This window comes from Metapseudomonas boanensis, from assembly GCF_018704125.1.
GTDB classification, from domain to species: Bacteria; Pseudomonadota; Gammaproteobacteria; order Pseudomonadales; family Pseudomonadaceae; genus Metapseudomonas; species Metapseudomonas boanensis.
In genome coordinates, this window is record NZ_JAGTIS010000003.1 from 20768 (window position 1) to 47352 (window position 26585).

General features: G+C 64.5%; 23 protein-coding genes. 2 read left to right on the plus strand and 21 right to left on the minus strand.

The window, feature by feature from the left end; translation table 11 throughout:
- Positions 1-10: 10 nt before the first annotated feature.
- From J7302_RS07620 to J7302_RS07630, 3 genes are read right to left on the minus strand one after another with little or no spacing between them, the layout of a single operon-like run.
- On the minus strand, positions 11-919 hold the full coding sequence (locus J7302_RS07620; protein ID WP_215372570.1) for an acetaldehyde dehydrogenase (acetylating): 909 nt from the start codon (positions 917-919) through the stop codon (positions 11-13).
- 16 nt (positions 920-935) lie between these two features.
- Complete coding sequence (locus J7302_RS07625) at positions 936-1727, minus strand: fumarylacetoacetate hydrolase family protein (protein ID WP_215372579.1); 792 nt, start codon at positions 1725-1727, stop codon at positions 936-938.
- Complete coding sequence (locus tag J7302_RS07630; protein ID WP_215372582.1) at positions 1724-2551, minus strand: alpha/beta fold hydrolase; 828 nt, start codon at positions 2549-2551, stop codon at positions 1724-1726. The genes J7302_RS07625 and J7302_RS07630 overlap by 4 nt, the downstream gene beginning before the upstream one ends.
- A gap of 294 nt (positions 2552-2845) precedes the next feature.
- Between J7302_RS07630 and J7302_RS07635 the strand changes: the two genes are divergently transcribed.
- The gene (locus J7302_RS07635; RefSeq protein WP_215372585.1) at positions 2846-3619 is read left to right on the plus strand and encodes an SDR family oxidoreductase; all 774 of its coding nucleotides are present in this window, start codon (positions 2846-2848) and stop codon (positions 3617-3619) included.
- 90 nt (positions 3620-3709) lie between these two features.
- Here the strand turns inward: J7302_RS07635 and J7302_RS07640 are convergent, their stop codons facing one another.
- From J7302_RS07640 to J7302_RS07700, 13 genes are all read right to left on the minus strand, one after another.
- A complete protein-coding gene (locus tag J7302_RS07640; protein ID WP_215372587.1) occupies positions 3710-4153 on the minus strand; it encodes a nuclear transport factor 2 family protein in 444 nt (147 codons plus the stop codon).
- On the minus strand, positions 4150-4536 hold the full coding sequence (locus J7302_RS07645; protein ID WP_215372589.1) for a nuclear transport factor 2 family protein: 387 nt from the start codon (positions 4534-4536) through the stop codon (positions 4150-4152). Before J7302_RS07645 ends, J7302_RS07640 begins: the two co-directional genes overlap by 4 nt.
- Positions 4537-4546: 10 nt before the next feature.
- Positions 4547-5749 (minus strand): acetyl-CoA C-acyltransferase, encoded by a 1203-nt coding sequence (locus J7302_RS07650; RefSeq protein WP_215372591.1) that lies wholly within the window; start codon positions 5747-5749, stop codon positions 4547-4549.
- Between the two features lie 212 nt (positions 5750-5961).
- Entirely contained in the window at positions 5962-6420 is a 459-nt protein-coding gene (locus tag J7302_RS07655; RefSeq protein ID WP_215372593.1) for a MaoC family dehydratase, read from the minus strand.
- Between the two features lie 2 nt (positions 6421-6422).
- Positions 6423-7208, minus strand: coding sequence for an SDR family oxidoreductase (locus tag J7302_RS07660; RefSeq protein WP_215372595.1), 786 nt, complete (start codon positions 7206-7208; stop codon positions 6423-6425).
- Between the two features lie 14 nt (positions 7209-7222).
- Complete coding sequence (locus J7302_RS07665) at positions 7223-8416, minus strand: acyl-CoA dehydrogenase family protein (protein ID WP_215372598.1); 1194 nt, start codon at positions 8414-8416, stop codon at positions 7223-7225.
- On the minus strand, positions 8413-9570 hold the full coding sequence (locus tag J7302_RS07670) for an acyl-CoA dehydrogenase family protein (protein ID WP_215372601.1): 1158 nt from the start codon (positions 9568-9570) through the stop codon (positions 8413-8415). Before J7302_RS07670 ends, J7302_RS07665 begins: the two co-directional genes overlap by 4 nt.
- A gap of 301 nt (positions 9571-9871) precedes the next feature.
- On the minus strand, positions 9872-12259 hold the full coding sequence (locus J7302_RS07675) for an efflux RND transporter permease subunit (RefSeq protein ID WP_215372603.1): 2388 nt from the start codon (positions 12257-12259) through the stop codon (positions 9872-9874).
- Complete coding sequence (locus J7302_RS07680; protein ID WP_215372605.1) at positions 12259-13275, minus strand: WD40/YVTN/BNR-like repeat-containing protein; 1017 nt, start codon at positions 13273-13275, stop codon at positions 12259-12261. The genes J7302_RS07675 and J7302_RS07680 overlap by 1 nt, the downstream gene beginning before the upstream one ends.
- 89 nt (positions 13276-13364) lie before the next feature.
- Complete coding sequence (locus J7302_RS07685; RefSeq protein WP_215372607.1) at positions 13365-14987, minus strand: DUF1302 domain-containing protein; 1623 nt, start codon at positions 14985-14987, stop codon at positions 13365-13367.
- A 161-nt stretch (positions 14988-15148) separates the two neighbouring features.
- The gene (locus J7302_RS07690; RefSeq protein WP_251701943.1) at positions 15149-16519 is read right to left on the minus strand and encodes a DUF1329 domain-containing protein; all 1371 of its coding nucleotides are present in this window, start codon (positions 16517-16519) and stop codon (positions 15149-15151) included.
- A 109-nt stretch (positions 16520-16628) separates the two neighbouring features.
- A complete protein-coding gene (locus tag J7302_RS07695; RefSeq protein WP_215372609.1) occupies positions 16629-17819 on the minus strand; it encodes a saccharopine dehydrogenase family protein in 1191 nt (396 codons plus the stop codon).
- 128 nt (positions 17820-17947) lie between these two features.
- Positions 17948-19315, minus strand: coding sequence for an NAD(P)/FAD-dependent oxidoreductase (locus J7302_RS07700; protein ID WP_215372611.1), 1368 nt, complete (start codon positions 19313-19315; stop codon positions 17948-17950).
- A 257-nt stretch (positions 19316-19572) separates the two neighbouring features.
- On the opposite strand from J7302_RS07700, the gene J7302_RS07705 reads away from it, so the two are divergent.
- A complete protein-coding gene (locus tag J7302_RS07705; RefSeq protein WP_215372613.1) occupies positions 19573-20862 on the plus strand; it encodes an MFS transporter in 1290 nt (429 codons plus the stop codon).
- Positions 20863-20880: 18 nt separating this feature from the next.
- Here J7302_RS07705 and J7302_RS07710 read toward each other — a convergent pair whose 3' ends face one another.
- From J7302_RS07710 to J7302_RS07730, 5 genes are all read right to left on the minus strand, one after another.
- Complete coding sequence (locus J7302_RS07710; protein WP_215372616.1) at positions 20881-22152, minus strand: helix-turn-helix transcriptional regulator; 1272 nt, start codon at positions 22150-22152, stop codon at positions 20881-20883.
- Entirely contained in the window at positions 22142-23017 is an 876-nt protein-coding gene (locus J7302_RS07715) for an SDR family oxidoreductase (protein ID WP_215372618.1), read from the minus strand. Before J7302_RS07715 ends, J7302_RS07710 begins: the two co-directional genes overlap by 11 nt.
- Positions 23018-23105: 88 nt before the next feature.
- On the minus strand, positions 23106-24254 hold the full coding sequence (locus J7302_RS07720) for an acetyl-CoA C-acetyltransferase (RefSeq protein ID WP_215372620.1): 1149 nt from the start codon (positions 24252-24254) through the stop codon (positions 23106-23108).
- Positions 24255-24350: 96 nt separating this feature from the next.
- Positions 24351-25406, minus strand: coding sequence for an acyl-CoA dehydrogenase family protein (locus tag J7302_RS07725; RefSeq protein WP_215372623.1), 1056 nt, complete (start codon positions 25404-25406; stop codon positions 24351-24353).
- Between the two features lie 10 nt (positions 25407-25416).
- Complete coding sequence (locus J7302_RS07730; protein WP_215372626.1) at positions 25417-26583, minus strand: acyl-CoA dehydrogenase; 1167 nt, start codon at positions 26581-26583, stop codon at positions 25417-25419.
- Between the last annotated feature and the right edge of the window lie 2 nt (positions 26584-26585).

Genomic DNA, 26585 nt, shown 5'->3' on the forward strand with positions numbered 1-26585 from the left:
GGATCTCCAATCAGCGGGAAGGCAGTTGCAGGGCGCCCTTATGGGCTTCTTCGGCGAACATCTCGGCGGTACGCAGACCGGCGGCCGTCATGATGTCGAGGTTGCCGGCCGACTTGGGCAGGAAGTCGCCCAGGCCCTCGACCTCGATGAAGATCGACACTTTGCGGCCGTCGAACACGGGGCCGTTGATCAACTTGTAGCCAGGCACATAGCGCTGCACTTCCTTGACCATGTGCAGTACGGACGCGCGGATTTCGGCCTGGTCCGGTTCGCCTTCGGTGAGGCAGTGGATAGTGTCGCGCATCATCAACGGCGGTTCGGCCGGGTTGATGACGATGATCGCCTTGCCACGCTTGGCGCCGCCGATCTTCTCTACCGCGCCTGCAGTGGTACGGGTGAACTCATCGATGTTCTGGCGGGTGCCCGGCCCCACGGAGCGGGAGGACACGGTGGCGACGATCTCACCGTACTCCACCGGCTGCACACGGGACACCGCCGCCACCATCGGGATGGTAGCCTGGCCGCCGCAGGTGACCATGTTGACGTTGAGTGCGAGCTTGGCCGCGTGCTCCTTGAGGTTCACCGGCGGCACGCAATACGGGCCGATGGCAGCCGGGGTCAGGTCGATCATGATTACGCCGAGCTCGTTGAGCTTGCGGCTGTTCTCGGCATGCACATAGGCCGAGGTGGCATCGAAGGCGATGCGGATGTCATCGTCCAGCACATGCGGCAGCAGGCCGTCGACGCCTTCGGCGGTGGTCTTCAAGCCGAATTCGGCGGCACGCTTGAGGCCTTCCGAAGTGGGGTCGACACCAACCATCCACACCGGCTCGATCCATTCGGAACGGCGCATCTTGATCAACAGATCGGTGCCGATATTGCCCGGCCCGATGATGGCCGCCTTGAGTTTCTTGCTCATCTTCACTCCCCCGGAGTCAGGCGCGGAACGACACCCGGGCGGAGCCCAGGCCGTCGATGGTCAGTTCGAATTGGTCGCCGGCACGGGCCGGCTCCAGTGGTACCAGCGAGCCGGAGAGGATGATTTCCCCAGCCTTGAACGGGATGCCGAAGGCGCCCAGGGTGTTGGCCAGCCAGGCCACCGCGGTGAGCGGGTTGCCCTGCACGGCCGAACCCAGGCCTTCGCTGATCTGCACGCCGTTCTTGAATACCTTCATGCGCAGGTTCGGCAGGTCCAGCTCGCGCGGGTCGGCTGCCTCACGGCCGATCACGAAGACCCCGCAGGAGGCGTTGTCGGCCACGGTGTCCTGGATGCGGATCTTCCAGTCGTGGATGCGCGAGTCGACGATCTCGAAGCACGGCATCACGCATTCGGTGGCGTCCAGCACGTCCTGCTCGGTGACACCCGGCCCCACCAGGTCCTTCTTCAGCTTGAAGGCGATCTCGCCCTCAGCACGCGGCTGGATCAGGCGATTGCCGGAGAGGGAAATCTCGTCGCCATCGTCGAACCACATGTCGCGGGTGATGAAGCCGAAATCCGGCTGGTGCACGTTGAGCATCCGCTGCACGGCTTCGGAGGTGACGCCGATCTTCTTGCCGACGATGGCGTCACCGGCGGCAACTCGACGCTCGATGCTGTAGAGGGAAATGCGGTAGGCATCCTCGATGCCGATATCCGGCCAACGGGCGGTCAGCGGTTGCAGGGTCTGGCCATTCAGCAGCGCCTGGTAAAGCTCCTCGCCATATTGGCGATGCAGGACCTCGCTCATCGCCGGCCCTCCGCCAGGAAGTCCAGGCAGGTGCGGTTGAACAGCTCGCGATGCTCCACCATCACCCAATGGCCGCACTCGCTGAGCATCACGAAGCGGATGTTGCGACAGGCTTCGAGCATCGTCTGGGCGCCGGAAGACGGGCAGAACTTGTCGTTCATGCCCCAGAAGCCGAGGATCGGGCAGTTCAGCTCGCCGAGGCGCGCCGCCATGTTCGGCACCTGCATGGTGGTCAGCACGCAGCGCGGCTGCTGTTGCACCACGGCTACCCGTTCAGCCACGGTTTCATCGCTGATCAGCGAGGCGTCAAAGAGTTGCAGGCTGAGCAGGCGGCGCATGCCGACGGCATCGTTGAGCTCACCATTGGCGAAGGCGGCGCCCATTTTCTGGATGCCTTCCATCTGCAGGTAATACTGTTCTTTCTCCATCAGGCCACCCGGTGCCATCAGCACGAGGCGGCTGACGCGCTTGGGCTGGTCCAGCGCCATCTTGAGCGCGATAGCGCCGCCCAGAGAGTTGCCCACGAGCACGCAGCGCTGTATGTCCAGGGCGTCCAGCAGGCTGCTCAGGGCGTTGACGAAGAAGTCCAGGGTGTAGGCGGTTTCCGGCTTGTCGGACGCGCCGTAACCCGGCAGGTCCGGCACGATGACGCGGTAGCCCGCGCTTTCGAATACCGGGTAGTTCTGCTTGAAGTTGCTATGGCCGCTGGCTCCTGGGCCGCTGCCATGGATAAAGACCACCGGCTCGCCCTCGCCAGCCTCCAGGTAGTGCAGTCGCAGGCCATCTGGCAGCGTGACGAATCGCCCTTGTGGTAGCGCGCCCATGGGACTCTCCTCGGCTTGTTGTTTGCCGGGATTATTCGGGTGCCCCACCGGGCCAACATCGTCCGAGAGGACTAGCAACCCACGCAGCAGGCCAGCTTTTCCGTGGGGGCGATTTCAATCGCTATGCAGACCGCAGGTCTGCCCTTCAAGGCCGGATGGGACAGCTGCGCTGCCCTTGGCGAATGAATTCGCCCCCCATAACAAGGCACGCTCCTCCCTAGTCCTCTCGGACGTGGGCGAAGCCATCGGCAACCCCTAGCCTGCCGCTATCGATAATTCACAGACGAGGCAGCCATGGGCAGCGTGTTGGACTTCACCGGCAAAGTGGTGCTGGTAACGGGCGGCGGCAAGGGTGTGGGACGGGGCATCAGCCTGCGCTTCCTGCAGCAGGGCGCCGAGGTGGTGATCTGTGGGCGCCTGGCGCCGGAAAGCCTGCCCGAGCACGGCGGCCGTAGCGCCTACTTCGTGCCGTGCGATGTGCGCGACGTCGACCAGCTCCAGGCCTTGGTGGAGGGCATCAAGGCGCGCTTCGGCCGCCTCGATGTGCTGGTGAACAATGCCGGCGGAGCCCCCCATGCGGATGCGGCCACAGCGTCGCCGCGCTTCTCCGAGTCCATCGTGCGCCTCAACCTTCTGGCCCCGCTCAATCTCTGCCAGCTGGCCAACCGGGTGATGCAGGAGCAACCCGAGGGCGGCGCCATCATCAACATCTGCAGCGTCAGCGCGATACGCCCCTCCCCCGGCACCGCCGCCTATGGCGCCGCCAAGGCCGGGCTGCTCAACCTGACCCGCTCCCTGGCGGTGGAGTGGGCACCCCGAGTCCGGGTAAACGCCGTGACCGCCGGGCTGATCCTCACCGAGCAGGCCGAACTGCACTACGGCGACGCCGAAGGTGTTGCCAGGGTGGCCGCAAGCATTCCGCTGGAGCGGATGGCCAACCCAGGCGACATTGGAGACGCCTGCCTGTACCTGGCCTCCCCCATGGCGAGTTATGTCAGCGGAGTGGATATCTGCGTGCACGGTGGCGGGGAGAAGCCAGCGTTTCTGGAAGCGGCGGGGGTGAATTGAAGAGCTGATGGGTATCGCTCCGCTCCACCCATCCTACGGAGTGCCAAGTAGGATGGGTCGGGCGGCGTTCCGCGAGCGAAGCGAAACCCATCAGGTCCGCGCAGCGGACTCCACCATCGAATGCGCCCTGAACGCCGTCTCGACGATCTTCCACTGCCCGTCGATACAGCGATAGCGATCCTGATAGACCCCACCCAGCTGCCGTGTGGCGCCGGTCTCGGCATCGAGGTTGAAGTAATACAGTGCCCAGCGTGCCTTGGCCTCATCCTCGGTGACCAGTTCGATCTCCGGATTGGCACCGTGGTGCAGGTCGATCACTCGCTCATTGCACGCCAGCGATTCGTAGAGCGCGACGAAGCTGTCGCGGTCCTTGAAACTGCCGACGGGGCCGTAGTCGATGTTGATTTCGCCCGTGGCGAAGCAGTCGCGGATCTCCGCCACCTGCTTCAGGTCGCAGGCGTTGAGGTAGCGATGCTTGAGCTGGCGGATGGCCTCCAGCGCTTCCAGGCGAGCAATGCGGTGTTCCAGGGTCATGGCTGTTCCCTCGCGATCATGTTGGATTCGCCCCAGTAGGCTTTCATGGAGCGGATGCGGCCTTCGGCGTCGAACTCCATCACGTCGATCACCTCGATGGTGCGGAGGCTGCCGCCCCAGTCGAGGTCGACGCAAAAGGGCACGGCGCCGCAGTTGCGGGTGGCGCGAATCGAGCCGTCGAGGCGGGCCGTGGCGTCCAGGCGCCCCAGCCCCTCGCGATAGAAGCGCGAGATGGCCTCGATGCCCACGTAGGGCGGCTTGCCCACCGGGTCTTCGACCGTGGCGTCCTCGGCATAGAGCGCGAGGATGCCGTCGATGTCCCCGGCGCCCACCAACTCGACATAACGGGCAAGACTTGCCCGCACTTGCTCTTCACTGATCATGCAAGCCTCCTCAAGCCACTTCGAACAGCGCAGCGGCGCCCATGCCACCACCGATGCACATGGTCACCACCACGTAGCGCAGACCGCGGCGTTTGCCCTCGATCAGGGCGTGGCCAACCATCCGAGCGCCGGACATGCCGAACGGATGACCAATGGAAATGGCGCCACCGTTGACGTTCAGGCGCTCGTCGGGAATCCCCAAGGTGTCGCGGCAGTGGATCACCTGGCAGGCGAAGGCCTCGTTCAGCTCCCACAGGCCGATGTGGTCCATCTTCAGGCCGTGGCGCTTGAGCAGTTTGGGAATGGCGTAGACCGGGCCGATGCCCATTTCGTCGGCATTGCAACCGGCCACTGCCAGGCCGCGATAGATGCCCAGCGGCTCCAGGCCACGACGTTCGGCCATCTGCGCGCTCATCAGCACCGAGGCGGAGGCGCCGTCGGAGAGCTGCGAGGCGTTGCCGGCGGTAACGAAGCGCCCTGCGCTGGTCCACTGACCGCCCTGCCATACCGGCTCCAGGGCCTGCAGGCTTTCACGGGTGGTGTCGGCGCGGTTGCATTCGTCGCGGGTCAGGGTCACCGATTCGTGGCGGCTCTCGCCGGTGGTCTTGTCCAGCACCAGCTTGCGCACGGTCAGCGGCGCCAGTTCGGCATCGAACAGCCCGGCGCTCTGTGCCAGCGCGGTACGCATTTGGCTGTGGTAGCTGTACTCGTCCTGCTGCTCGCGGGAGATGCCATACCGTTCGGAGACGATCTCTGCCGTCTCGATCATCGGGATATAGGCACGCGGGTCGCGCATCAGCACCGCTTCGGACTGGTTGCGGTAGCTGTTCTTGTGCTTGTTCTGCACCAACGAGATGGACTCCAGGCCACCGGCCACTGCGATGTCGATCTCGTCGCACATGATGCTCTTGGCCGCCATGGCGATGCTCATCAGGCCCGAGGAGCACTGGCGCTCCACCGCCATGCCGGAGACGCTGTTCGGCAGACCTGCCGCAACCGCGCAAAGGCGGCCGAGGTTGTAGGCCTGGGTGCCCTGCTGAGCAGCGGCACCGATGATCACATCATCCACTTCACCCGGTTCGATGCCCGCCCGGCGCACCGCCTCACGCACCACATGGCCGCCCATCAGCGGCGCCTCGGTGTCGTTGAAGGCGCCGCGGAAGGCCTTGCCGATGGGAGTACGGGCGGTGGAAACGATTACGGCTTCTTTCATCCTGGGTTCCTCTGAATAAGTGGGGGGAGGGGCATCCCTCATCCGAACGCAGCCCGCCCCGACCCCGCTCCCGTGGGAGAGGGGAAAAATCTTGTAGGGGCGAAATCATTCGCCAAGCAGGCCGAAGGTCTGCCCTGCCTGATCTCAGGGGGCAGCGGCGCTGCCCTTGGCGAATGACTTCGCCCCCACAGGAAAAGCGAAGGCCTCTCGTGCTAGGCCGGGTAGTAGCGGCTGATGGTGTCCACGACGCAGCCGGGGCGCTCTTCGCCCTCGATCTCCACGCTGACGCGGATGGTCGCCTGCACACCGCCCTTCACTTCTTCCGCTGCCACCAGTTGCGCGCTGCCGCGCACCCGGCTACCGGCGCGGACCACATTGGGGAAGCGGACCTTTTCGCAGCCGTAGTTCACGCCCATGGATATGCCACGCACTTCGACGATCTGCGGCAGGAAGAGATTGACCAGCGCCAGGGTCAGGTAGCCATGGGCGATACAGGCGCCGAATGGGCCGTTGGCGGCGCGTACCGGGTCGACGTGGATCCACTGGTGATCGCCCGTGGCCTCGGCAAACTGGTCGATGCGCGATTGCTCCACGCTGATCCACTCGCTGTGACCCAGTGCCTCGCCCACGCGCTCGAGCAGCTCGGCGGGCGTCTCGAAAATCATCGTCATGCTCAGGCCCTCTGGCTGGAAACCGACAGCACTTCGCCGGTCATGTAGGAGCTGTAGTCGCTGGCCAGGAACATCATCACGTTGGCCACTTCCCACACCTCGGCGGCGCGGCCGAAGGCCTCGCGGGAGGCGAGCTGGTCCAGCAGCTCCTTGGGCGCGGACTTCTTGAGGAAATCGTGCAGGGCAATGCTCGGACTCACCGCGTTGATGCGGATACCATGCTCGGCAGCCTCGACCGCCGCACAACGGGTCAACGCCATCACCCCGGCCTTTGCGGCGGCGTAGTGGCTCTGTTCTTTCTGCGCGCGCCAGCCGAGTACCGAGGCGTTGTTGACGATCACGCCGCGCTGGCGCTCGATCATCTTCGGCAGCATGGCGCGGGTCATGCGCATGGTGCCGGTAAGGGTCACGTCAAGGACGCGGTTCCACTCCTCATCGCTCATTTCTACCAACAGGCGGGAGCCGCCGAGGCCGGCGTTGTTGATCAGCACGTCGACGCCGCCCAGGTCACGCTCGGCGGCAGCCACCAGGGCCTGCACCTGCTCTTCCTGGGTGACGTTGCACTCGCGGGTAAACACCTGGTCCAGCCCGGTGGCTTCGCGAATTCTCAGCGCGGCCTCCTGCAGGCGACCTTCATGGATATCGCTGATCATCAGCGCGCGGCAGCCTTCTTCGGCAGCGCGCAGGGCGGCGGAGTAGCCGATGCCGGCACCAGCGGCGGCGGTGATCAGCACCGATTTGCCGCGCAGCAGACCGTGGCCGGGAACATAGTTGGGAATACTGCTCATGATTCTTCCTCGACTCAGGCGCGCACGCGCGGTTCGCGGGGCATGCCCAGCGCGCGTTCGGCGATGATGTTGCGTTGGATTTCGTTGGTGCCGCCGTAGATGGTGTCGGAGCGGCTGAAGAGGAACATCGACTGCAGGCGGTCGAGCTGGTACGGCGCGCCCTCCAGCAGCTCGGCCTCGGCGCCGAGCACGTCCATGGCCAGCTTGCCCAGGTCGACGTGCCAATTGGCCCAGCACAGCTTGTAGATCATGGCCTCGCGACGCAGCGAGCCGTCCTGCGCGCCAGAGAGCATGCGCAGCGAGTTGTAGCGGAGGATGCGCAAACCGCTCCAGGCCTCGGCGATGCGCTGGCGCAGCAGCGGGTCCTGCGCAGCGCCGTTAGCCTTGGCAATGCGGATGATTTCCTCCAGTTCGTTCTGGAACAGCATCTGCTGGCCGAGCGTGGACACGCCGCGCTCGAAGCCCAGCAGCGCCATGGCGATCTTCCAGCCGTCACCGGGCGCGCCAAGGATGTTCGTCGCGTCGGTTTCAGCGTCGTCGAAGAACACCTCGTTGAACTCCGAGGTGCCGGTCAGCTGCTCAATCGGGCGCACCGTGATGCCCGGCTGGGCCATGGGCACCAGCAGGAAGGACAGGCCCTTGTGGCCGACACTGCCCGGCTCGGTGCGGGCGATCACGAAGCACCACTCGGATTCGTGGGCGAGCGAGGTCCAGACCTTTTGCCCGCTGATTCGCCATTTCCCACTGGCCTCGTCGAGCGTGGCGCGGGTTTTCACGTTGGCGAGGTCGGACCCCGCACCCGGTTCGGAATAGCCCTGGCACCAGAACTCGGTGCCGGCGACGATCCCAGGCAGCAGCCGACGCTTTTGCTCTTCGGTGCCGAAGGCGGCGATGGTCGGCCCAGCCAGGCCTTCGCCGATATGGCCCATGCGGCCAGGCCCACCGACGCGAGCGTATTCCTCGTGGAAGATCACCTGCTGGCTGATGGACAGGCCGCGTCCGCCATGCTCCGGCGCCCAACCGACGCAGGTCCAGCGGCCTTCGGCGAGCTTGCGCTCCCAGGCTTTGCGTTCCTCGGGGAAGCTGTGTTCATCGCCCGGTCCACCGCGAAAGCGCAGCGGCTCGAACTCACCACAGAGGTTCTCCGCCAGCCAGGCGGCCACTTCGGCGCGGAAGGCTTCATCCGCGTCGCTGAAACTGATCTTCATGCGGATTCTCCCAATAGCGCAGCGGCGATTCGCTCGCGGTGCCAGGACGGCGAGCCGAGGAAGGCCTCGCTGGCGCGAGCGCGCTTGAAATAGAGGTGCGGGTCGTACTCCCAGGTGAAGCCGACACCGCCATGCAACTGGATGGATTCCGCCGCGCAGTGGAAGAACGCCTCTGAGCAGCGCGCCTTGGCCAAGGCGGCGGCCAGCGGCAGCTCGGCGGCCACCACGGCATCGCCATTGGCGGCCAGGGCTTCCTCGGCCACGCAGGCTGCGTAGTAGGCGGCGGAGCGGGCGCATTCCACTTCCAGCATCATGTCCGCGGCGCGGTGCTTGATGGCCTGGAAGCTGGCGATGGATCGGCCGAACTGCTGACGCTCGGCGGTGTAGGCCAGGGTCAGGTCCAGGGCCTGCTGGGCGCCACCGGTCTGTTCGGCAGCCTGGGCTGCGCAGGCGAGTTGCAGCACGGTCTGCAGCAGTGTCGCGCCCTGCCCCACTTCGCCCAGCAAGGCGTCTGGCCCGACGTAGACTTGCGACAGCGTCACTTCGGCGAGCTTGCGGGTCTGGTCCAGGGTTGGCTTGAGGCTACGGGTAACGCCCGACGTGGCAGCGTCCACGGCAAACAGGCTGATGCCCTGCTCGCCCCGCGCGGCAACGACCAGCAGGCCGGCGCTGTGGCCATCGACCACATGGCGCAGCACACCATCGAGGACGAAGCCCTCACCTTCGCCCCGCACCGTCGCCTGCACCGCGTCCACACCCCAGCGGTTGTCGGAGGCATAGGCCAGGGTGGCGGTCAGACTGCCGTCAGCGATCTGCGGCAACCAGCGGGACTTCTGCGCTTCGCTGCCGGCCAGCAACAGTGCGGGCGTGGCCAGGCAAGCGGTGGCAAAGAATGGGGAGCAGAGCAGGCGCCTGCCCATCTGCTCCAGGAGGATCGCCAGTTCGACGAACCCCAGGCCCAGGCCACCGTACTGCTCGGGAATATGAATGGCCGGCCAGACCATCTCGCCACACAGGCGTTGCCAGAGCTTCGGATCGTAGCCCAGCTCGGTGACCATCGCCGCACGCACGGCGACGGAATCGGAAACGTCCGCGAGAAAACCCTCGGCGGACTCGCGGATCATGTCCTGCTCGTCGCTGAACGCGAATTCCATAAAGCTGCCTTCTTTTTGGTCGTGGGAGCGCCTGCCATCCGCGCCCCGGTGCGGTGAGTCTGGCGGCTTGCGGAAGGCAGGGAATCGTCCAGATGGACGACGAGGAGAGCGAAGAGGTGAAGGAGAAATCCTGTGGGGGCGAATTCATTCGCTAAGCAGACCGAAGGTCTGCCCTTCAGGGGTGGATAGGGCAGCTGCGCTGCCCTCAGCGAATGAATTCGCCCCCACGAAATGCTTCGCCGCTGGAGGGGGCGGGCGGAGCTCCGCGGGGCGCAACGCACACCCCGTCCCCCGAGCTCGCTCAGGACTGGATCGGGCGCAAGCGCCCCTGGGCGCCGGTGCTCGCCGGATGCGCCTGCTCCACCCCCAGCCAGACGGCCAACGCCGGCAGCAGGAAGATGGCGCCCAGCACGTTGACCAGGAACATGAAGGCCAGCAGGACGCCCATGTCGGCCTGGAACTTGAGCGCCGAGAAAGCCCAGGTGCCCACGCCGATCGACATGGTCAACGCGGTGAACACGGCTGCGGTGCCGCGCTGGCGCATCGCCTCATAGAAGGCGTCTCGCAACGGCAGACCGTGCGCCATCTCATGCTGCAGGCGTTCGTAGATGTAAACGCCGTAGTCCACACCAACCCCCACACCAAGGGCAATCACCGGCAAGGTGGCCACCTTGAGGCCGATGCCAAGCAAGGCCATGAGCGCATTGCAGAGGATGGTCACCAGGACCAGCGGCACGATTACGCAAAGCACCGCACGCCACGAGCGGAAGGTCAGCCAGCACAGCAGCGTGATGGCGGCGAAGATCGAGGCGAGCATTTGCACTTCTGCCTGCTCGACGGCTTCATTGGTGGCAGCCGCAACGCCGGCGTTGCCCCCACCGAGGCGAAAGCGGATGTTGGGGGTGCTCTCTTCGGCGATGAACTTCTCCACTTCGCCGGTGACATGCTTCAAGGTCGCGCCCTGGTGGTCATTCAGGTACACGAGCAAGTTGAGCGTCCGGCACCCTTCGGTGTTCAACCCCAACTCCGGATTCGCCGCACCGCCACCGATGCGCAATGCCGACTCCGAGCGCTGCAGCGCTGCCCAGCGCGGATTGGCCTCGTTGTTCGCCGCAGCGAACAGCTTCACGCCCCCGGCGACCGTGCTGACCGATTGCACCCCATCAACCCCACGCAGACGCAGGTCGAAACGCTCGATGGCGTTCATCACCTCCCAGTTCAGGCAGGCTTCTTCCAGGTTGGAGGTCTCGGCATAGACGGACAGCACGTCCATGCTGATCGAGTAGCTCTTGATGATGGCAGCGTTGTCCTGGTTGTAGCGGGATTCCGCGCGCAGTTCGGGGGCGCCAACGCCTACGTCGCCCGTCAGCAGGAAGCGCGAGTGGTAAGTGCCGGCAGCCAGGAGTGCCGCCATGACAGCAAAACTGGCCAGCGCCGGACCGGGCTCCGCGAGCGCCGACACCGCCCACCAGACCCGATGCTTGCCCCCAGGGGTTGACGATGCTCGGGCCATCGGTTCGAGATAAAGATGGGACAGGATGATCGGCAGGAACATCTTGTTGGTGACGATCATCAAGGCAACGCCCAGGCAAGCGGTCAGCCCCAGTTCATGGACGATCGGAATATCGATGACCATGATCACCAGAAAGCCCAGGGCATTGGCCAGCAGGGCAACGGTCCCTGGAATGGCGAGCTTGCGGAAGGCAGCCTCCGCCGCCTCCTGCGCAGAAACCCCGGCGAGCACGTCCTGCTTCCAGGCGTTGGTCATCTGCACCGCATGGGATACGCCGATGGAGAAGATCAGGAACGGCACCAGCACGGACATCGGGTCGATGCCATAACCCATCAAGGGCAGCAAGCCGAGCAGCCAGATCACCGGCAGCAGGGCGACGCTGAGCGCCAGGATCGTCAGCTTCAGCGAGCGGGAATATAGCCACAGCAGCAGCGCGGTAACGCCGAAGGCGATGGCAAAGAACAGGACGACGCCCAGCAGCCCGTCCATCACCTCACCCATGACTTTGGCGAAGCCGACGATCTGGATGTCGATCAGATCGCTTGCGTAGGTCGCACGGATCGACTCGAGCTTCTGCGCCACTGCCGCGTAGTCGAGTTTCCGGCCGGTTTGCGGGTCGATCTCCAGCAGATCGGCCTGGACCATGGCGGAACGCAGATCGTTGGCGACCAGTTGCCCGATCTCTCCCGACTTGGAAACGTTGGAACGAATCTGCGCAAGGCCGGCTGCGTCCGCTTCGAAGCGCGAGGGTACGACCACGTCGCCGGTGAAGCCGGACTCGGTCACCTCGATGTAGCGCACGTTCGGCGTGAACAGGGAGCGGACACGGCTGCGGTTTACACCCGGGGTGAAGAACACTTGATCGGTGACCTTGCGAAGCACACCGAGGAACTGCGGGTTGTACAGATCACCAGCCCCCTTCCAGTGCACGCTGACCATGATGCGGTTGGCGCCGGAAAAGGTCGTGCCGTGTTCCTGGAAAGCCGCCATGTAGGGATGCGAGAGCGGAATCAGTTTGTTGAAACCCGGGTCAAGCCGGGTGTTGAGGGCCGATGTGCCGAGGCCGATGGTCAGCAGCAGGAACAGGAGGCCCAACGGCAAACGCCACGCAATCAGGCCTCGGGCCAGGGCAGCGACCAGGCGCTCGGTTCGGGTCGTAGGGATCGAGGTCGTCATTACGGTGTTCCCTGATGGGACGAGGTGATCGGGGATTGGGCCGCAGTCAGCCCGTCTGCGGCCGACAGGGCGAGGGTGCGCAAACCGGCGTCACTGGCAAGCAGCCAGGGGCCCGAGGCTGGGACGAAGATGTCGGTCAGGTTCTCCTGGCCAGTCTCGCGCAAGACTTCGAACGTCAGGCCCCGGTCATCGCTGGCCAGGACAACGCCGCCCTGGCCGGCAAGCAGCAACCTGCCGTCAGGGAGCACGGTGTCGGCGTAGAGGGAGACTGGCCTGGGCATCTTGACAGCGGACCAATTGAGACCGTCATCCGTACTGCGGAACACCTGGCCGCGCATGCCATACGTGACCCAGGTGGAAGCGCCCAGGCTGACGGCGCCATACAACGAACCGTTGTAGAACGGCTCAACCACCTGCCAGTGCTGGCCACCGTCGAGCGAGCGCAGGAGCGTCCCCGCCTCGCCGACGATCAACCATTGCCGGCGATCCGCCGAGAACGCGATAGCATTCAGGTGCCAGTCCGTCAGTCCCGGTATCGACTCGCTCTCCCACCGCTTGCCACCATCGCTGGACCGCAACACACGGCCGAAGGCGCCGACGGCCAGCCAGTCGCCGGAAGGCAAGCGGGCGGCGTCCAGCAATGGCTCACCGCCCTCCTCCTGAAATGCCGCCTCCTTCCAGTTCCGTCCGCCATCGGCCGTACGCAGGATCCATCCTTCATGCCCCAGGGCAAGGCCATGGGTATCGTCGGCAAATACCAGGCGGGTGATCAGGGCCTGGCGTGCCGAGGCGGTTGTCGCGCTCGACCAGGACCGTCCCTGGTCGCGCGATATAAGGATGTGCCCCAACTCCCCGGCGGCGACCCAACCAATGCGCGTTTCCTCGATACCATTGAGCTGCATATGCTCGAGGGGGACTTCCGTTGGCCGCAGCGTGGGCATGGAACGGGGGGAAAAGGCCAATGCGCCTGCCAGCCCCACCAGCACCGAGACCCCGAGCCCTACTAACACTTTCATGGAGAACTCCTTGATGCATGGCGGGTCATGCAGGCCGCACCATGGCCAAAAGGCCACAACGCTTCCGGCATGCCCCACCACAAACTCGGTCAGAAGCTGTACTTGGCACTGATCGCCAGGTAATCGCGGTCAGCCAGGGGTCGCTTCTCCAGGTCGGCATCACCGAGGAAGGCGTTGTAGCTCATGCCCAGCTCCAGGTTGTTCAGGTACTTGGCGTTGACTCCGACGCTCGCGCGCTTGTCGCCCTCGCCGACCAGGCTGCCGAAAGCCCCGCCCACGGCGGCGGCTCCACGGACCTGGTGAGCGAAGGTGATCGGCATGTTGAGATCCCAGCCGTCGACGACGTTGTTCCAGGAAGGGGTCATCAACAGCTGGTAGGCCCAGGAGTTGCGATCGAGGGTGAGCTCATCGGATTGTTCGCCAGCGAACTCGAACGGGTCGACGTCGTTCACGTGCAGGTAGCTGACTTCACCGATGAAGGTGGTCTGGTCCGACAGCACCATCGGCCCCATCAGGTAGATGGCGGACAGGTTCCCCTGAGTGGCATCGGCGCGCGTTGCCGACGGGCCAATCAGCGAATCGACCAAGACCGGCACGCCATCCTTGTAACTGACCTCGCCGGCGACGTTGAAGTCGCCCAGGCGCGTCGAGAAACTGGCTCCGGTCAGCGCGATGTCGTCGAAGTACACCACGTTGTAGTCGGTCGGGAACGGGCCATCGAAATTCATCACCACATTGGGATTCTTGTCGTGGTAGCGCAGGTAGTAGAGGCTCAGCTCGCTCTCATTGCCCAATGAGAAGCGGGTGCTCACCCCCCATTGGCCGCTGTCGCGGGGCTGGTCGTCCGGGGACCGTGGAATGTTGAAGCCCGGAGCTGCGCGAATGAACTCCGCACCTGGCCCGACCACGTCGGTGTAGGAGAAGTAGGTGCCGACCGGGTCCAGCTCGGTGCGCTTGTACTCATACTGGTAATACGCCGCCACGCCGAAATCCGGAGTCAGCTGCCACTGGCCCGAGAACTGTCCGACGGGCAGCAGAATGTCCTTCACCTCGGTGCCCGGCACGTTGGCCTTGGTGGCATCGGCGGGTGATTGGGCGCCCGCGATATTGGGGAAGAACAGGCTCTCCCCCCACTGCACCACCTGCCTTCCTGCGCGCAGGTTGAGCATGGATTGCTCGGCGGTCTGGAAGCTGCCGTAGACATAGGCATCGAGGAAGCGGCTGCGACTGCCCGCCAGGTTCTGCGCATGGGTGGTGAAATGGTCGTGGGCACCGCTCTTGTTGACGGTGGCAGGCGAGTCGTTGTCGTTGGGATGCTGGTACACATCGTCGTAGAAACTGCTGGCGCGGACGAAGGCGCCGTAGTTTCGGTACTTGATGTCCATCTCGCCCAGCAGCGAAAGACGGTTGTTGATCAGGCTGCCCTGCTTGAAGTTACGGTTGCCATCATCGGAGTTGACCGTGGTCGGCAGGCCGCTCGCCGGATCGATCGGGCCATCCACCAGGGCCCGCGATGGGTCATTCAGCCGGTAGGCCGCACCGTAGGTCACGTTGAGCAGGTAGTCGACATTGACCTCCTCTCCCACGCTCAGCGAGCCCGCCCACACCGAAGCCCCCAGCGGCGCCACACATAGTCCGAACATCCAGGGGCGCAACAGCGAGCCCCGCATCAACTGGCTTCCCCGTACTACCTTGCCTGCAAAATGGTTCATGTACCGCCTCCTGTTCGTCGGTCTGCGCGTTTGCCCCGCCGTGGCAGAGCCCCCATCGCGCAGCCGAGCACCCTGGCGACGGGCGTGCCGTCGCCAGGGATGCTGTCTCGTAAAAAAGGTCCGTTAGGAAAATTCGTGTCCGAGCGCTAAGTCCGCTCCACTTACCTGCCCGATTGGCGCAGCAGGTCGGTGGTGAACATGAAGGGCTTCAAGCGGTCGCCATTGACCAGCGGCGGATCGATCTCGTTGGTCAGGCGGTCGGCCAGGTAGGCCCCGGACACCAGGTCGTGATAGACGGTGACGCCGGAATGGAACAGCTTCGCGCCGTAGGCGTAGTAAGTGTTCATGAAGTTGGTGCGCCACAGCTCGCCGTGCGCGTCATAGTTGTCCGCCATGACGGCAAGCCAGGTGTCTTCGTCGACGTACAGAACGCGCTTGGCGTATTGATGGCGGAACCCTTCCTTCAGCGTCGCTTCCAGAACCCATACGCGGTGCGGCTCATAGCGCATCAGCTGCGGGTCGATACTGCCGGGACGCAGCAGGCTCACGTACTTGACCCCGGCGTTCTCCAGCCGATAGCCGTTGTAGGGGATGAACAGCTCGCGCTTGCCGACGAGTTTCCAGTTGTAGCGCTCGGGCGAACCGTTGAAGAGGCGGTCGTCATCGATAGTGCGGAATCCGCCGACACCCAGCGGCATGTCGAAACCGAAGCCGGGAGACTGGCGGACACGACGTGTGCCGGGGTTGTAGGTCCAGCTCGTCTGCGGGTTCTTCGCTTCATTGAAGTAGGTGTAGGTGAGCATCACCTCGCCCTTCTGGCGCTCGGGCTTGAGGATGGTCACCCGCGAGTAGGCGAAGATGCCCTCAGTCGGCTTGCCAAGGTCGTCATGACCACTGGTCTGGTCGAGGATCTCCATACGCATCTGCCCCCAGGCGATGTTGCCGTTCGGGTAGACCACGGCCTGGTCGTACACGGCATCTTCCTGGTGGGCGAAGACCGGCAACAGGATGTTGCGCAGCAGCTCGTCGCCCGTCTTCGGCATCGGGAACGGAATGCCTCCCTTCAGCGCACGCACACCCATGTTGCCGTCTTCCAGCACCGAGCTGACGGCATTCTTGCGGTTCAGGTCGCAGCGGTAGTCTTCGTAGCGGAAATCGCGATGACTGGGGTAGACAGGAATCGAATAGCTGTCGGGATACTTCTTCAGCAGCGCCTTCTGCCCGTCGGACAGCCTGTCCGCGTACTGCGCCATATTCTGCGCGGTCACCACGAACTGCGGTTTTTCCGCGGCATAGGGATCAGGGTGGCGTGTGCCAAGCCCACCAAACTCGACGCCGGGCGGCGTGCCCAGCCACTGCCCACCAAATGCTGGGATGGAGCCATCGGCATTGGCGCCCTTTTCTGCGCCAAAGCAGGTGAGCTCAGTACCGAGCTTCGCCGCCTCGACTTCGGTTGTCACAGCCCCGGCCCCCTGGGCAACCAGCATCAGCGTTGCCAGCAGGGGCAACGTCCTACGGAATTTCATGTTCATGGTGTCCTCTATCCTCTTGCAGAGACCGGACTTCCCCCGGAAGGCGATCTCATCGTGATCATCAGGCAGTTCCAGTGCGCTCCCGGACTTCAGGCAGCGCGGACTTTCCTCAGGCGTAGAGATCGCGCTTGAGCACCGTTTCGGTCTCGATCAACCGGCCACCGGTCTCCTGTGCAAAGGCGCGCACATAGGCCTCCGCGTCCAGGCAGACTTCGGGCGCCAGCAGGCCCTTGCCGGCCACGCCACCGGCCAGCCAGGCCTCGATGACCAAGCGGGCGCAGGTCGGCGTCGGGTCGGCAGTACTGTCCTCGGCCTGCTCGGTGGGCAGGTCCAGGTGATGCTCCAGTACGCAGCGCACTTCGGCGCCGCTGCGCTCGCCCACCACCTCCACACGGGAAGCGACGGCCCAAGGCTCGTCCGAAAGGTCGACGGTCACGCTCTTGCGACCGACATCGCTGGACAGGTGATGAGTGAGGAACTTGAGCGGCGAGATGCCGAGCCCCTCGATCACCTCGGAATTGCCCAGCCCCAGGTCGATCAGAGAACGCCAGACTTCAGCGCCGGCTTCGGGGAAGAAGGCGATGCGGTTGGTCACCTGATCCAACCCCTTGATGAAGTGCGGCAGGGTGACGGTTTCGCCGTGGCCTATGAAGAAGGACGGATAGGCCTTGAAGGGTGCTGCATAAGGCACCTCGAGCCGGCCGCCCCAACCCGGCATCTTGCGGTACTCCCCGTCGACGAACTGCACCACCTCTCCGGCAGTGATGTGCATCATGTGGTCGATGACCGCCGGCGACAGCAGGTCCGGCACGAAGGGCACGGCGGTGGCCAGATGGATCTCGCGCACCTTGTCGAGGCGGTCGGCGAGCATCCTGGCCATTACATTGGTCAGCCCCGGTGTCGAGCCGCAGCCGATGACCAGTTTGATCCCCGCCTCCAGGGCACGCTGGTGGTATGACGGATCAAGGAACAGCGCCTCGGCGACATCGTGATCGTCATTGATATCGATGTAGTCGACACGCGCACGCAGCGCAGCCTCGATGACCGGCACGGCACTGCGGTAGAACGGCCCGACAGCGTTGAACACCAGGTCGACACCATCGAGCAGCGCATCCAGGCGTGCCGGGTCGCGAATGTCGGCGCTGACTGGGGTCGCCCTGGGGCCGAGTTCGGCGGCCAGCTTTTCGGCGTTCGCGAGGTTGAGGTCGCCGATGATGCACTCGATCTCGGGGTGACGGGGCACCAACTGGCGCGCAACGTTCGCACCGACGTTGCCGCAGCCCAGTAGCAAGATTTTCATTGTTCAATCTCCAGCTTTTGTTTTTGTGTATTGGCGATTCGATGCCGCCGGACCACTCCATCCCAGGCGGGACGTCCTTGCCCATTGGTCCGCACAGGCGTTCTTGCAGCTACCTACCAACGCGTCCGTCAAACCAGATTCAGCTTGTCGGCCCACCTCGCTGCGGGAATCAGCACGCGTCGGATCTTGGTTTCGAACAGGCCCGGGAAATGCACGGCCTGCGGGGTTTCCAGCGGGAGCAGGAAGTCCTGGGGGCGATCGCTGGCCAGCGCCTGGCCCAGGTTGGCGCCCATCATCGGGCCCATGACGTTGCCCCATGAGCCGAAATTCATCAGGGCCAGCACCCCATCGGCCACCTGGTACAACTTCGGGTAGGCCGCCTCGTAGAGGGAGGACGAATTGGCCGTCATGCCCGTCCAGTAGGACTCCAGTTCGATGTGGGTGCCGCGAAGCCGCGGATAGGTGCGATGCAGATATCTCAGGAAATAGGCGAAATAGGTTTCCGCCCTCTGGGCACGGCCAGGACCCGGAATGGTCGCAGTGATCAGTCTATTGCGGCCGTCGATGATCAACGGATACAGGCCGGCGGGATGCTGCATGAGGCTGACCCGGGCCGGATTGACGATGTCCAGCACCGACTGCGGCAGTGGCCGCGTGGCCATCCCGCAGGCCACCAGCGGGAACTGGGTGCGGGCAAGCTCCGGAAAGAAGGCATTGCCGGCATGGCCGTTGGTGCAGATCACCACCTGCTGTGCGCGCACACTGCCGGTGGCCGAACGGACCCGCCAGTGCGACCCGATCCGTTCGCAGCCGACCACACAGGTATTGCCATGAACCCTCGCGCCCAGGCGGACGGCGGCGCCAATCATGCCGTTGGTGAAGAGGTAGGGATTGACCCGGCCGCCCTCGCGCCAATGGATGCCGTAGCCGTATGCATCAGTGCCCAGCAGTTCCTTGAGCCGGGCAGCCCCGACGATGTCGACGTCATAGCCGAACGCCTTCCACTGGCTCACCTTGTTCTCGAGCGCGGCATGCTTGCGATAGGCCGCATCGACCATGCCGGACTTCACCGCATCCGCCTGCAGTCCGTGTTTTTGGCAAAGGTCGAAGACGATGTCGCGGTGCTGGATGAAGTACTCGGTGAAACGCTTCCCCTGGTCGGCGTGCGCCCGAAGTGGCTCAACGGAACCCAGGTAGGGCTGCACATGCCCGGCATTGCGACCGGATGCACCGCTACCGGGTTGATCCGCCTCCAGAACCACCACACGTACACCACCCTCGGCCAGATGCAAGGCCAAGGAAGCCCCAACCAACCCGGCACCGACGACGACCACATCAGCTTCGATGTCCTGGTCCAGTGCTGGGTAGGCAGGGCCTTGCTGTGACAAAGGCCAGCCGCTGAAGCGAATGGGCACCACACCCGACTCATACGCGCCTGCAATCGGAAAGACCGGAACCTGTCCCGCTGCCGCACGCCGGTATTCTCTCCAGCTCACTACTGCCTCCTCGAATTCATTCCAGAAACCTCATTTCGGACTGATCGAGGCTGAACGGGGTCGACCCGCTAATGCCTGCCACAGCGTGATCGATCCTATTGAGAGAGCGAATGAACGAACCAGTACCAACTGGTACTGGAGCAAGAGATCGACGGACAACTAAAGATGCCTAGCCCCAATGGGCGATATCCGGTGGTCAGGCGATGGATAGACTCCGGACGCAAAGTCCCGACCGATAACAACAAGAGAGCTTCGATATGGCGCGTTTGCAAAACACTGTGGTTGGGCTGGATATCGACGCGGTAGCGGCGGACCGCACTGGCCCGTCCACAAAGGCTGAGAGCCACCCGAACCAGCGCCAGGGTTGGACCCTAGTCCTTGGATTGGCGGTGGTACTGTGCATCATCTTCGGCACTACCCTGAACGCCATCAGCGTATTCACCCTGCCGATCACCACGTCCCTGGGATGCACCAACGAAGAGGCCGCGCGCCTGGCCACCGCGTTCATTTTCAGCATGACCCTGGCAATGCCCGTGGCGGGCTGGCTGCTCGATCGCATCTCGCCGCGGCCGGTCATGACAGCGGGCGCCATCTTGGCTGCGCTGGGCTATCTGCTCGCCTCGCGGAGCCCTGACATCACCCAACTCACGCTTGCCATGGCGTTGAGTGGCCTTGGCGTTGGCGCCTCGACCTATGTCCCGGCCATCACCCTGGCCACGCGCTGGATAGTGCCAAACCGGCAAGGCCTGGCCTTCGGCATCCTGCTCTCAGGCGCCTCCATTGGCGCCATGATCTTCCCCATACTGCTCACCCACACCATCGCTGAGGTGGACTGGCGCAGTACGATGCAGGCTATCGCCGGCATGATTCTGCTGATCTGCGCTCCATTGCTGCTATGGCTGGCACGCATGCCTGGCAACACATCGGTCGTGGGCCTGCAGCCGGCGGACGAGCCCCTTGGTCATGGAATCGGCCACGCGTTACGCATGCCGCGGTACTGGATGTGGATCGCCATGCAGCTGCTGCTGACCCTGAGCAGCCTCGGCATCTTCATCGCGCTCGTTCCCTATCTCATCTCTGCCGGATATTCGGCCCAGGACGCTGCCGTCTTTTACGCCGGTATCGGCGCTGCTGCGTTGATCGGCAATTTCACCTTCGGCTTGTTGAGTAACCGCTGGAGGGCAAAGAACATCCTGCTGATCGGCACCGTCATCGGTACCGCAGGCATCCTGTGCCTCCTGGGAGCGAACGATCCGGTATTGGGCCTGGGAGCAATCGCGCTTTTTTCCCTGACCTGGGGCACCACCTTCAACCTGGTCAACCAACTCTCACCCTTGCTGCTGGTGGAGGCGATGGGGCAACGCAACTTCGGTAGCCTGCTCGGCATCGGCAACCTGATGGCCGGCCTCGGCTCCGCGTTCAGCCCGGAAGCCGTCGGTTACCTCGTCGACACCACGCACACCTATACCCTCCCCCTGCTGCTCTGCGGCGCCCTGGCGGCCACCGCCCTGCTGCCAATTGCCTTGCAACACCGGCCCCGCGCCTGATCGAGAACGGCTCGAGGGTCAGCGCAGGAGGGCAAAACTCTTGCACACGATCCGCACGAGGTCGGTCTGGCCCTTGATGCCCAGCTTCGCGTAGATGTTCTTCGAGTAGTTGCGCGCGGCGGTCACCGCAATGCCCATCTGCTCAGCCGCTTCGCTGATGGTTCGGCCCGCGGCCAACAAGGCGGCGAGCTTGGCTTCCTGGCGGGTCAGGTCAAACAGCTGGGCGATCAGGTCCGGAGGGGCGCTCTTCGCAGCCTGCAGCGCCGCAAAGCTTTCGGTCAGTTCCGAGAGGTAGATGATGACGCTGGGCACATGCTTGCCCTGGTAGTACGGAGCCAACGGTACCGGCGTGACCAGCATCCCCAACAGCACGCCATCCTGGGCGTGCAATCGCACCAACTCACCGTGGCAGCCCCCACCGCGCTGCATTCTGGATGCAATGGCATTGGCCATGGCCTTCTCGAGCACCCGTTGCATCATGCGGTCCTGCAACTGCACCCGTTCATGGTTCAGTTCAATACCCGGATACTTGTCGATGATGGCCCTGGCGGCGCGATTCACGCATATCACCTTCGCATCGCCATCGAGCACCAGGCAGCCCAGCACCAAGTGATCCAGGCTGCCTTCATAGATCGACTTTTCTGCCTCCTGGCGCTTGATCCGTGCATAGAGTCCAAGGGCACGGGTGAGATGGGGCAACAAGCCTCTGATCAATTCCAGGTCTGCGGAGGAGAAAGGATGCTCCGGTGTCCTGCGGGCACGTATCACATCAACCCAGCAGCGCATGCCCCCCGGCTCGGCAAAGCAGGTCCTGAGGCAACTGGCGATATTGAGAGAATCCAGGAAAGCGGCGCAATCGGGCTCCACATCCGTGGGGCCGAACACGATGACATCGCCCGGCAGCACCGATTCGGGTCGAACCAGTTCGATGTGGGTAAAACGCTCGCGGTGAATCTGTTCCGCAAGTAGCCAGTCGGTATCGTCATCCTCATCGACGGACATCACCTGCACATCGCAAGGCAGGTCGTCGGAGTGGTGCAAGGTGACCGTGACATTGAGCGCCGCCCACAGATGGCGGAGCCGCTCGGCAAAGCTGTACCACGGCGTGGCCTCGTTCAGGCCTTCATAGACGAGGCCGATCAGCTCGGACAGAACGTCGCCCGCTCCAACTTGCGCCAGCAGCGCATGCGCCGTGGGAAGCCTTGTCTCCCACCCAGTTGCAGGCGCGGGTTGCGCAGATCCTGCGCAACCCGGCACGGGCCTGAAGGCAACGGCAGGCTTAGCTGCCATACACCTTCTGCGCCGGCACCGCCTCGGCCAGCAATTGCTCGACGACCCCGCCCAGTTCCTCGGGAACGAAGCGCGCGCCCTTGTCAAACTCGGGGCCACGGCGCCAGCCATCGCCGATGGACAGCTTGCCGCCTTCCACCTCGAACATCCGCCCGGTGATGGCCTGGGAGGCTTCCGAGCCGAGCCAGACCACCAGCGGCGCGACGTTTTCGGGTGCGAAGTAGTCGAAGCCTTCTTCCGGCTTCTTCATCACGTCGGCGAACACCTGCTCGGTCATGCCGGTGCGAGCGGCCGGGGCCAGGGCGTTGGCGGTGATGCCGTAGCGCGCCAGCTCAGCGGCCTGGACCAGCGTCAGCGAGGCGATACCGCCCTTCGCCGCGGCGTAGTTTGACTGGCCGATGGAACCCTGCAGGCCGGCGCCCGAGCTGGTGTTGATGATCCGCGCCTTGACCGCGACGCCGCCCTTGGCCTGCTCGCGCCAGTGCTTCACCGCGTGGCTGGCCAGGCAGAAATGACCCTTGAGGTGCACGGCCATCACCGCATCCCAGTCGGCTTCGGTGAGGCTGGCGAACATGCGGTCGCGGCAGATGCCGGCGTTGTTCACCAGCACGTGCAGGTCGCCGTAGGCCTCTACGGCCTGGCGCACGATGTCGCCGGCGGCGGCGTAGTGGGTGATGTCGCCGTTATTGGCCAGGGCCTCACCGCCTTGTTCGCGGATATCGGCCACCACGGCCTCGGCGGCTTGCAGGTTGATGTCGTTGACCACGACCTTGGCACCCTCGGCGGCGAAAGCCAGGGCATAGGCCCGGCCCAGCCCGCCGCCGGCGCCGGTGATGATGACTACGCGGTCTTTGCAGATTGGCATTTTGGTTCTCCGGTGATTCTGAATTTGGGGTCGGCTTTGGCTGCCCTCTCCTCTTCAGGGAGAGGGTCAGGGGAGAGGGTCGACAGATTCAAAGCCGCTCGATGATCGTCACGTTCGCCTGCCCGCCACCTTCACACATGGTCTGCAGGCCGTAACGCCCGCCACTGCGCTCCAGTTCATGGAGCAGCGTGCACATCAGGCGGGTGCCGGTCGCACCCAGGGGGTGGCCGAGAGCAATTGCGCCGCCGTTGGCGTTGGTGCGTTCGTGCGGGTAGCCGGTTTCCTTGAGCCAGGCCATGGCCACTGAAGCGAAGGCTTCGTTGATCTCCACCCGGTCGATGTCACCCAAGCTCATACCGGCGCGCTTGAGCGCGTAGGCAGTGGCCGGGATCGGTGCGGTGAGCATCCAAACCGGGTCTTCAGCACGCACGCTGATGTGGTGGATGCGAGCACGCGGGGTGAGGTTGTAGCGCTTCAGCGCAGCCTCGGAGACCACCAGCATGGCGCTGGCGGCGTCGCAGGTCTGGCTGGAGACGGCAGCGGTGACGCGGTCGCAGCCGAACAGGAATTCCAGCTCGGCCATCTTGTCCAGGCTGGTCTGGCGCGGGGTTTCGTCATGCTGCACACCGGCCAGCGGGACGATTTCGCGAGCAAAACGGCCCTCCTCGATCGCGCGCAGGGCACGACGGTGGGACTCCAGCGCATAGGCTTCCAGCGCCTCGCGGGACAGGCCCCACTTCTCGGCGATCATCTGCGCCGAGCGGAACTGGGTGGGCGGCTGTTTGCCGTAGCGACGCACCCAGCCTTCGGAACCGGAGAAAGGATCGGTGAAGCCCAGCGGCTCGGCTGCGGTCATCGCCGAGGAGATGGGGATCTGCGTCATGGTCTGCACGCCGCCGGCGACCACCACATCCTGGGTGCCGCTCATCACCGCTTGGGCGGCGAAATGCACGGCCTGCTGGGATGAGCCGCACTGGCGGTCGATGGTGGTGCCGGGCACGGCGTCGGAAAGGCCAGCGGCAAGCCAGCTGGTGCGGGCGATGTCGCCGGCCAACGGGCCAATGGTGTCGACGCAACCGAAGATCACGTCGTCGTATTCGTCATCGGGAATGCCATTGCGCGCCACCAGCTCACGCAGTACGTGGGCGCCGAGGTCGGCGGCATGGATCTGGCTCAGGCCGCCCTTGCGCCGGCCAGTTGGGGTGCGCAGGGCGTCGACTATGTAGGCTTCGGGCATGGGGTACCTCGGGTCTTGAAATTTGGAGTGAAGCGGAGCTTCCCTCTCCCCCAGCCCCTCTCCCGGAGGGAGAGGGCTGGGGTGAGGGATGCCGTATCAGAAGGTGTTGCCAGCCCCCGGCAGAATCGCCCCGCCAAACAGCGCCTCGCGAATCCGTGCCTTGTGCCAGCCGCGGTCGCCCCAGACCTTGTCCAGGGCCCAGGCGCGTTTCATGAACAGCTGCAGGTCGACTTCCCAGGTGTATCCCATGGCGCCATGGGTCTGGATGGCGTTCTTGGCGGCCAGCAGGGCTGCTTCGGTGCAGGCCAGCCGGGCGTGGGAAACTTGCGCGTCCTGCTCCGAAAGCCCGTTGGCAATGGCATAGGCGGCGCGGTACAGGGGACCCTTGGCGAACTCGATCTGCACGGCCACGTTGGCCATCAGGTGCTTGATTGCCTGGAAGGAGCCCACTGGCTTGCCGAACTGCTTGCGCTCGAAGCTGTAGTCCACGGCCAGGTCGACCATCCGTTTGGCGAGGCCGAGCAATTGCGCGGCAGTGGCCAGAGCGCCGCGATTGACGGTATCGGCCCACAACGTGCGGCCCTTCTCACCCGCGGCCACGCAGGTGGCGGCGGTGGGCGTCCAGTCAACGCGAAACAGTTGCCGGCTCGGGTCTACCGAAGCGTTGCGCACCAGTGCCACGGCTGCGCGCGGCACGGCGTGCACTTCATCGCCGTGGGGCAGCAGCAACAGGTCGGCCACATGGGCGTCGGCCACCAACGGGTTGCCGGGTTGGCCCACGGCCAGGCGGGCCTTGCCTTCGGCAATGCGGGTCAGCCATTCGCTCTGCAGGTCGAGCTGCTCGTTGCCCAAGGCAGCGAGCAGCGGCACGCCGACCAGCACGGTGTCGACCAGCGGCTCGGTCAGCGCCGCGTAGCCGCACTCCTGGGCCAGCAGGATGAAATCGAGTTCGTTCATGCCCAGCCCGCCGAAGCCATCGGGCACGGTCATGGCCGGCAGCCCCAGCTCGGTGAGCTGGGTCCAGAGGTAGTCGCAACGGCCGCTCTCGGTTTGCCAGAGGTCGCGGATGCGCTCGGGCGTCACTTCATTGGTGAGGAAAGCCCGCACATTGTCCTGGAACAGCAGTTGGTCGTCACTGAAGGTAAAGTCCATGGTGCCCCCGTTATGCGCGCGGCATGCCGAGCATGCGCTCGGCGATGATGTTGCGTTGGATCTCGTTGGTGCCGGCGTAGATCGGACCGGCCTGGGCGAACAGGAAACCATCCAGCCAGTGGCCGACGTCGCCGGCGTCTGGCGCTTCGGGCAGCAGTTCGCCTCGCAGGCCGAGGATCGACAGCGCGGTCTCATGCATGCGCTGGTCCAGTTCGGACCAGAAGATCTTGTTGGTGGAGGATTCCGGACCGATCTTGCCGCCCTTCACCAGGCGCGAGGCGGTCATGTAGGTGTTCAGGGTGTAGGCCTCGGCATCCAGCCAGGCGCGCATCACCGCTTCACCGATGGCTGGGTCCTGGTCAGCCGCTTCGCGGTTGGCCTGGTAGAGCTGCACCAGACGGCGTGCGGTTTCCTGGAAGCGCGCCGGCGAGCGCAGCATCAGGCCGCGTTCGAAACCGGCCGTGGACATCGCCACGTGCCAGCCCATGCCCTCCCCGCCCAGCACGTTTTCCACCGGTACCTTGACGTCGTCGAAGAAGATTTCAGCGAAGCCCGGCAGACCATTGAGCTGTGGGATCGGTCGCACGGTGACGCCCGGACTGTTTAGCGGCAGCAGGATGAAGGTGAGACCGTGGTGACGGCTCGAACTCGGGTCGCTGCGGAACAGGCCGAAAAGCCAGTCGGCCCATACGGCGCGGGTCGACCAGGTTTTCTGGCCGTTGATAACGAAGTGGTCCCCCTTGCGTTCGGCACGGCAGCGGATGGCCGCCATGTCGGAGCCGGCGTTCGGCTCGGACCAGCCCTGGGCCCAGACTTCCTCGCCCGTGGCCATCTTCGGCAGGAAACGCGCCTGCTGCTCGGGGGTACCGAATTCCATCAGGGTCGGGCCGAGGAGAAAGATACCGTTCTGGTTGACCCGAGCCGGGGCACCTGCGCGGTAATACTCTTCCTCGAAGATCAGCCACTCGATCAAGTCGCAGCCGCGCCCGCCCAGCTCCTTCGGCCAGGTCACCATGCCCCAGCGGCCCTCATTGAGCTTGGTTTCCCAGGCGCGATGCTGGGCAAAGCCCGCTTCGCTGTCGAAGGACTGCAGCGGCTCGGCCGGCACGTTGGCCGCCAGCCAGGCGCGTACCTCGTCACGGAAGGCCTGTTGTTCCTGCGTATAGGTCAGTTCCATAG

What these genes read in the sequence shown, in the direction of transcription:
- J7302_RS07730 (WP_215372626.1), bottom strand. Translation starts at nt 26,583, where the DNA reads ATGGAACTGACCTATACGCAGGAACAACAGGCCTTCCGTGACGAGGTA.
- J7302_RS07710 (WP_215372616.1), bottom strand. Translation starts at nt 22,152, where the DNA reads ATGGCAGCTAAGCCTGCCGTTGCCTTCAGGCCCGTGCCGGGTTGCGCA.
- J7302_RS07690 (WP_251701943.1), bottom strand. Translation starts at nt 16,519, where the DNA reads ATGAACATGAAATTCCGTAGGACGTTGCCCCTGCTGGCAACGCTGATG.
- J7302_RS07645 (WP_215372589.1), bottom strand. Translation starts at nt 4,536, where the DNA reads ATGATCAGTGAAGAGCAAGTGCGGGCAAGTCTTGCCCGTTATGTCGAG.
- J7302_RS07685 (WP_215372607.1), bottom strand. Translation starts at nt 14,987, where the DNA reads ATGAACCATTTTGCAGGCAAGGTAGTACGGGGAAGCCAGTTGATGCGG.
- J7302_RS07620 (WP_215372570.1), bottom strand. Translation starts at nt 919, where the DNA reads ATGAGCAAGAAACTCAAGGCGGCCATCATCGGGCCGGGCAATATCGGC.
- J7302_RS07665 (WP_215372598.1), bottom strand. Translation starts at nt 8,416, where the DNA reads ATGAAGATCAGTTTCAGCGACGCGGATGAAGCCTTCCGCGCCGAAGTG.
- J7302_RS07705 (WP_215372613.1), top strand. Translation starts at nt 19,573, where the DNA reads ATGGCGCGTTTGCAAAACACTGTGGTTGGGCTGGATATCGACGCGGTA.
- J7302_RS07720 (WP_215372620.1), bottom strand. Translation starts at nt 24,254, where the DNA reads ATGCCCGAAGCCTACATAGTCGACGCCCTGCGCACCCCAACTGGCCGG.
- J7302_RS07635 (WP_215372585.1), top strand. Translation starts at nt 2,846, where the DNA reads ATGGGCAGCGTGTTGGACTTCACCGGCAAAGTGGTGCTGGTAACGGGC.
- J7302_RS07715 (WP_215372618.1), bottom strand. Translation starts at nt 23,017, where the DNA reads ATGCCAATCTGCAAAGACCGCGTAGTCATCATCACCGGCGCCGGCGGC.
- J7302_RS07660 (WP_215372595.1), bottom strand. Translation starts at nt 7,208, where the DNA reads ATGAGCAGTATTCCCAACTATGTTCCCGGCCACGGTCTGCTGCGCGGC.
- J7302_RS07680 (WP_215372605.1), bottom strand. Translation starts at nt 13,275, where the DNA reads ATGAAAGTGTTAGTAGGGCTCGGGGTCTCGGTGCTGGTGGGGCTGGCA.
- J7302_RS07675 (WP_215372603.1), bottom strand. Translation starts at nt 12,259, where the DNA reads ATGACGACCTCGATCCCTACGACCCGAACCGAGCGCCTGGTCGCTGCC.
- J7302_RS07695 (WP_215372609.1), bottom strand. Translation starts at nt 17,819, where the DNA reads ATGAAAATCTTGCTACTGGGCTGCGGCAACGTCGGTGCGAACGTTGCG.
- J7302_RS07670 (WP_215372601.1), bottom strand. Translation starts at nt 9,570, where the DNA reads ATGGAATTCGCGTTCAGCGACGAGCAGGACATGATCCGCGAGTCCGCC.
- J7302_RS07625 (WP_215372579.1), bottom strand. Translation starts at nt 1,727, where the DNA reads ATGAGCGAGGTCCTGCATCGCCAATATGGCGAGGAGCTTTACCAGGCG.
- J7302_RS07650 (WP_215372591.1), bottom strand. Translation starts at nt 5,749, where the DNA reads ATGAAAGAAGCCGTAATCGTTTCCACCGCCCGTACTCCCATCGGCAAG.
- J7302_RS07655 (WP_215372593.1), bottom strand. Translation starts at nt 6,420, where the DNA reads ATGACGATGATTTTCGAGACGCCCGCCGAGCTGCTCGAGCGCGTGGGC.
- J7302_RS07630 (WP_215372582.1), bottom strand. Translation starts at nt 2,551, where the DNA reads ATGGGCGCGCTACCACAAGGGCGATTCGTCACGCTGCCAGATGGCCTG.
- J7302_RS07725 (WP_215372623.1), bottom strand. Translation starts at nt 25,406, where the DNA reads ATGGACTTTACCTTCAGTGACGACCAACTGCTGTTCCAGGACAATGTG.
- J7302_RS07640 (WP_215372587.1), bottom strand. Translation starts at nt 4,153, where the DNA reads ATGACCCTGGAACACCGCATTGCTCGCCTGGAAGCGCTGGAGGCCATC.